Annotated in this window: 1 protein-coding gene; it reads left to right on the top strand. The window is 64.3% G+C overall.

Annotated features, from left to right (window positions below; genetic code table 11):
- The first annotated feature begins 461 nt into the window (after positions 1 to 461).
- Positions 462 to 788 carry a TonB family protein gene (locus tag O9271_RS18385; protein WP_298273025.1) on the top strand — a complete coding sequence of 109 codons (327 nt, stop codon included), beginning with the start codon at positions 462 to 464 and terminating at the stop codon, positions 786 to 788.
- The last annotated feature ends 312 nt before the right edge of the window (positions 789 to 1,100 follow it).

Below are 1,100 nucleotides of genomic sequence, written 5' to 3'. Positions count from 1 at the left end.
GCGAGAGGGATGGCGCAGCTGGCGAAGGATACGGACCTCGGGCGCGCGCAAAGCCTAACGATGCTTGCTGCAGTCGGGCGTGTTCGGAAACGCGCTTCGCGCGCATTTTGTTAAAGCGCCCGCTGCAGAAGCCCGCGTTAGACCGTGCAGCAGATGTTTGGCGCACCGCGACTATCGAAGCACCTCATAGCGAATGGGCGTCCGATCGCTGCTGCACACACGGGGCAGTCAATCCCTAACTGACGCAGCGTTCGACCAAGCTTCGATGGCGGCGGTCGCGCCGCCGTCCTATGTTGACTGCGACGATGATCGGGTGCATCGCAAATACATGAATCTCTCTCAAGGACGGATGAATGCGACGAATGCTCTACGCAGTGGCGGCGGTCTTAGTAGTTGCGGATCGTGACGTCGCAGCCCAAGCTCGCCCCGTCGATCCCCCGCGCCCGTGCGCTGGTTCATCCGTGGTGCTCCCGGCCGTCGACACCACGGTCGACGTCGGCGGGGGAAAGCCGCCAACCTGGCTCCGTCAGGTCGCGAACGGCGGGCCACGGTATCCCGTCGAACAGCGGAATGCGCGCGTGCAGGGCGAGGTGCGTGTGTCCTACGCCGTCGACACGACCGGCAAGATCATTCGAGGGACTGCCGAGGTGGTGGCGGAATCCCACCGGGCATTCAGCCAATCGGTGTGCGAATTTTTGCGAACCGCGAGGTACGCGCCGGTGGCGCTGGATGGCAAGCCACAGATCGTGCGGGTCACCAATCACCGATTCTTGTTCGAGACGCGTTAGTGAGCGCCACGCGGACCGGTGGCATTTAGCGTACCGCAGGTGCCGGAGGGGCACGGTCTAACGAACCGTTGCTGCTGGCAGCGCGATGCGGTGTGCGGCAGGCGGTCGCCGTGCTGGCGCACGTCGCCCGTCCGGCCGCACTTTATATGATGCGCTGCAGCAGAACGTAAGGCGTTAGGCGGTGCACAAATGGTCGGAGGAGAACGGCATGCACACAGGATGGCATCGCAGTTGGCGTAGTCGGGCGGTCCTACGTGGCCTGGTGGTCCCCGCCGCTCTGGTCGGGTGCGATACGGTCGCCGATCTTCCGCG

The organism is Gemmatimonas sp., assembly GCF_027531815.1.
Taxonomy (GTDB): Bacteria; Gemmatimonadota; Gemmatimonadetes; order Gemmatimonadales; family Gemmatimonadaceae; genus Gemmatimonas.
The sequence above is the reverse complement of the archived record's forward strand: the minus strand, read 5'-3'. Positions and strand labels throughout refer to the sequence as shown.